Annotated in this window: 5 protein-coding genes; 3 read left to right on the top strand and 2 right to left on the bottom strand. The window is 72.1% G+C overall.

Annotation, left to right across the window (positions count from 1 at the left end; translation table 11 throughout):
• Positions 1–42: 42 nt before the first annotated feature.
• Positions 43–855 (bottom strand): SDR family oxidoreductase, encoded by an 813-nt coding sequence (locus GT045_RS09775; protein ID WP_161333921.1) that lies wholly within the window; start codon positions 853–855, stop codon positions 43–45.
• Between the two features lie 219 nt (positions 856–1,074).
• Between GT045_RS09775 and GT045_RS09780 the strand changes: the two genes are divergently transcribed.
• Positions 1,075–2,442, top strand: coding sequence for a chitinase (locus GT045_RS09780; protein ID WP_161292022.1), 1,368 nt, complete (start codon positions 1,075–1,077; stop codon positions 2,440–2,442).
• 287 nt (positions 2,443–2,729) lie between these two features.
• On the opposite strand, the gene GT045_RS09785 is transcribed toward GT045_RS09780, so the two are convergent.
• The gene (locus GT045_RS09785) at positions 2,730–3,296 is read right to left on the bottom strand and encodes a DUF1697 domain-containing protein (RefSeq protein ID WP_161292020.1); all 567 of its coding nucleotides are present in this window, start codon (positions 3,294–3,296) and stop codon (positions 2,730–2,732) included.
• A 246-nt stretch (positions 3,297–3,542) separates the two neighbouring features.
• Here GT045_RS09785 and GT045_RS09790 point away from each other — a divergent pair, with 246 nt between their 5' ends.
• Both GT045_RS09790 and GT045_RS09795 read left to right on the top strand, forming a co-directional pair.
• Complete coding sequence (locus GT045_RS09790; RefSeq protein ID WP_161292018.1) at positions 3,543–3,902, top strand: DUF6204 family protein; 360 nt, start codon at positions 3,543–3,545, stop codon at positions 3,900–3,902.
• Positions 3,903–3,999: 97 nt separating this feature from the next.
• A complete protein-coding gene (locus GT045_RS09795) occupies positions 4,000–4,443 on the top strand; it encodes a MarR family winged helix-turn-helix transcriptional regulator (protein ID WP_161292016.1) in 444 nt (147 codons plus the stop codon).
• Positions 4,444–4,784: the final 341 nt, after the last annotated feature.

Raw genomic sequence — 4,784 nt, forward strand, 5'->3', positions numbered from 1 at the left:
GCTCGGCTCGGCTCGGCTCGGCTCGGCTCGGCGGCGGGAGCCCTACGCTCCGCGGGGCGCGATGTGATAGTCGAAGGCGAGCGTCCCGGGGTCGAGGGCCGTCGTTCCGCCGTCGACGGTGAGCACCGCTCCGTTGACGTACGACGCCGCCGGTGACAGCAGCCAGCCGATCGCCTCCGCGACCTCGCGCGGCTCGCCCGCGCGTCCCTGGGGCAGCAGCCTGGTCGCCTCCTCGTAGGCGGCCTCCATCCCGCCGTCCCCGAGCCCGGCCTCCGCGGCGAAGCGCGTCATGCGCCGGTCGGCCATCTCGGTGCGCACCCAGCCCGGGCACACGATGTTGGCCCGCACCCCCTGGCGCCCGTAGTCGACGGCGACGGAACGGCAGAGCTGGAGCAGCGCCGCCTTCGACGTGGCGTACGGGGCGTTGCTCGTGCCGTTGCGCAGTGCGGACACCGAGGCGACGGCGACCACCGCCCCCTTCGACTCCAGCAGGTGCGGGATCGCGGCGCGCAGCAGGAGCAGCGGACCGGTGACGTTGGTCCGCATCACCTCGTCCCACTCCTGGAGCGACATGTCGCCCACGGCTCCACCCCGCCCGATGCCCGCGTTCAGCACGACTCCGTCGAGCCGTCCGTAAGCGTCCAGGGCCGCCCGGACCAGGCCCTCGGCCCCGTCGGGGGCTCCCACGTCGGACGGGTGCGCCAGCGCCCCCGTCTCCTGTGCGAGGCGCTCCAGGGGCTCGGCCCGCCGGCCGGAGACGACGACATGGTGACCTTCCCCGGCCAGCATCCGGGCCGTGGCCTGCCCGATGCCCGAGCCTCCGCCGGTCACGACGACAACGCGCTTGTCCTCCACTGCTGTTCAGGCTCCTTCACCGAGACGGATCGTGATCATCGAACGCGTCGAGCTTAGAGGCCGCCGTTGCGCCGGTGAACGACTTCCGGCCAGCGACCGGGGTGCGGCACGCCCCCTCTCCGCTTCTCTCACTTCTTACTTCACACCTTGACGGAAGTGGTCTGTACCTCTAGTTTCACCGGGCGACCTCCCACCCCCCACGAAAGGGCGTCCCCCGACATGCCCAGAGCCAGGACACTTTCCGCGTCCACCGCGCTCGCGGTCACCGTGCTCACCCTGTCCACCGGCCTGTTCACGGCGTCCCCCGCCGAGGCCGCGACCGGTGCCGTCACCGGCCTCGCCGGCAAGTGTCTCGACATCGCCGGAGCCAGCTCCGCCGACGGCGCTCCCGTGCAGCTCTACGACTGCAACGGAACGAACGCCCAGCAGTGGACGGTCGGCAGCGACGGCACCATCCGGGCCCTCGGCAAGTGCCTGGACGTGACCGGCAATTCCACCGCCGACGGCGCCAAGGCGCAGCTGTGGACCTGTACCGGCGGCGCGAACCAGAAGTGGACGGTCACCGCCGCCCACGACATCGTCAACCCGCAGGCCGGCAAGTGCCTGGACGTCACCGACAACAACTCCGCCAACGGCACCCGGATACAGATCTGGAGCTGCGGTGGCGGCGCCAACCAGAAGTGGAACGCGCCCGCGGCCGGCGGCGGCACGCCCGCCGCGCCGATGGCGGTGGCGCCGTACCTGTACAACGGCTGGGGCAGCCCGCCCAGCCCGAGCACCATCACGCAGGCCACCGGCGTGAAGTGGTTCACCCTCGCCTTCGTACTGAGCAACGGCTACTGCAACCCGCAGTGGGACGGCGGCCGTCCGCTCACCGGGGGCGTGGACCAGCAGACGGTCAACACCGTGCGGGCGAACGGCGGCGACGTCATCCCGTCCTTCGGCGGCTACAGCGGCAACAAGCTGGAGAGCTCCTGCTCCAGCGCCGGGGAACTCGCCGGCGCGTACCAGAAGGTCGTCAACGCCTACGGCCTGAAGGCGATCGACATCGACCTGGAAGCCGACGCCTACAGCAACGGGACGGTCCAGCAGCGCACGGTGGACGCGCTGAAGACCGTCAAGGCGAACAACCCCGGTCTGAAGGTGTACATCACCATCGGCACGGGGCAGAACGGTCCCGACACCAGCCTCATCAACCGGGCCGCCGCGTCCGGCCTGACCGTCGACGCCTGGGCCATCATGCCGTTCGACTTCGGCGGCGCCGGCCAGAACATGGGCAACCTGACGGTGCAGGCGGCCGAGGGCCTGAAGAACGCGCTGAAGAACGCCTACCACTACAGCGACGACCAGGCGTACCGGGACATGGGCATCTCGTCCATGAACGGCATCACCGACCAGAACGAGACCGTCACGGTGGCCGACTTCCGCACCATCCTGGCCTACGCCCAGCAGCACCACCTGGCGCGGCTGACCTTCTGGTCGGCCAACCGGGACCGGCCCTGCACGGGCGGTCCCGCCGACAGCTGCTCCGGCGTGAGCCAGTCCGCATGGGACTACACACGGGTCTTCGCCGCCTACACCGGCTGACCCGGGCCGGCACCGCCCCGAACGCCGCCCCGCACGCCGTCCCCCACTCGCGGCCCCGCACATGCCGTCCCGCACACGCCGTCCCCGGCCCGACCGCCTCGCGACGGCGGACCCGCGCGGCGGCGGCGTGTGGGGCCGCGGTCAGTCGTCGGGGTTCAGTCATCGGGGGTACGTCGCGCCGGCCAGACGGCGGAGGTCCGTCGTCACCGGCCAGACGTCGAGGGCCCGTCGGCGGCGGCCAGACGTCGAGGGCCCGTCGTCGCCAGCCAGACGTCGAGGGTCCGTCGTCAGCGGCCAGACGTCGGGGGTGAGTCGTCGGCGGCCAGCGCGTGCAGGGCGCCGACCGTCCTCCAGTTGCGGGTGGTGGCAGGGATGCCGAGGCGGCGCTCGATGAAGGCGTTGTTGAGCTTGGTCCTGCCGTACCCGTCCGGAACGTGCAGGTGGATCTCGTCGCCCGCCAGCGTGAACACGGCACTCTCACCGGCCGGCACCTCGAGGCGGGCGGCCTGCTCCGCGCTCGGCTCGCGGGCGAGGAAGGTGACGTGCAGCTTGGCCGGGTCGTCCTCCTGGCCGAGGTACGGGTTCGCGGCGATGGTGCGCGCCAGCGAGCCGGCGGAGCGCAGCACGACCGTGAGGGACACCCCCAGCTCCTGCGCGATCCGCTCCTCGATGCGCGCGGCGAGTTCCGCGGGTGTCTGCGGCTCGGGGGCGCCGAACACGACGTTCCCGCTCTGCAGATAGGTCTGGACGGCCTCGAAACCCATCCCGGTGAAGAGCCCGCGCAGGTCCTTCATGGCGATCTTCGCGTGCCCGCCGACATTGATCCCGCGCAGCAGCGCGATGTGCTTCGTCATGGCCCGCAACCTCTCACACAGCGCCCCCCTCGCACCTCTCCCCGCCGCACCGCTCCACCCCTCATCACACCTCTCCCCGCCGCACCGCCCCTCACCACACCTCGCCCCGACCCCGCCGCACCAATCCCTGCCGCACCGCCCCGCTTCTCGCCGCACCGCCCCTCGCGGTGCCGGACGGCGCGGGCGGGAGCCGCGGGGACGGAAACCCGGTGGAGGCCCCGCCCCGGCTGTGCCTAAGGTCGCGGGATGAGTACCCGAACCTTCCGCATCACCGTCCGGGGCACCTTCGACGGCCTCACCGACTCCCAGCGCGCCGCTCTGTCGGCCGACGCTGCCGAACACGACCTCCTGCGCGCCGCCTTCACCCCCGAGGGGAACCTCACCTACGACATCGCCGCGCGGCCCGCCTTCGTCTTCCGTTTCTCCGCCACGGGAGAGGAAGAGGAAGACATCCTGGAGGCGACGGAGCTGGCGGAGGAGGCGGCGAAGTCCTGGCTGGACGAGCGCGGTTACGGCTTCAAGCACCTGCGGACCACCGCCGAGGATCTCTCGCAGGCCCCCTTGGGCAAGCGACAGCGCCGCGCCGCCCGTACGACCGGCTCATGAACCCGGCCCAGAACTTGAGCAGTCAAGGATCCCACAAGGAGAGTCCTCGCAAGGAGAGCCCTCGCAAGGGGCGCCGGAAGACCGGGAGGCAACGGCGATGAGCGAGGCACTGGACACGGCGCTGCGGCTGGTGCGGGCCCAGACGGCGCTCGTACGACGCTTCGACGCCCGGCTGGGCGGGCTGCACGGTGTCAGCCTCGCCGACTTCACCCTGCTGCTCCGGCTGGGCCAGGCACCCGGGGGCCGGATGCGCCGGGTCGACCTGGCCGAGGCGCTGGGGCTGACCGCCTCCGGGGTCACCCGCGGGCTCGCTCCGCTGGAGCGGATCGGGCTGGTCAGCCGGGAGCCGGACGCCCGGGACGCGCGCGTGGCGTACGCGGCCCTGACCGCGACGGGCCGGCAGCGGCTGACGGAGATGCTGGCCACGGCGGAGGAGACCGCCGCCGAGATCTTCACCGGTCCGGCATGGCCCGCGGCGGACGTCACGGGCCTCGCGGATCTGCTGACCCGCCTCGGCGGTACGGGCCTGTCCGGAAGCTGAGCCCTGCCGGCCCCAACTCCTCGTGTCACACGTCACGTTGAGTTGTGGCCGGTTGGTGCGCGACCCGCGCGCGACGGATGGCATGCTCATGGCTCGTCAACGAGTTACCGATCAGTTCTACCCACGAGTAGTCCCCGGGCCGCCCGCACGCGGATCCGGTGGCGGTAGCTCCCCGCCACCCCCCCACTCCACACAGGAACCATCTTGCGCAGACCCATGAGGCACGGGCGCGCCCTGCTGCCCGCCTTCGCCGTGACGACCCTGTTCCTCGCCGCGGCCTGCTCCTCGCCCGCGCCGCAGGCCGCCGGACAGCCGGCGGCGGGACAGGGCCGGCAGGCCCG

This window comes from Streptomyces sp. SID486 (assembly GCF_009865385.1).
Lineage (GTDB): Bacteria > Actinomycetota > Actinomycetes > Streptomycetales > Streptomycetaceae > Streptomyces.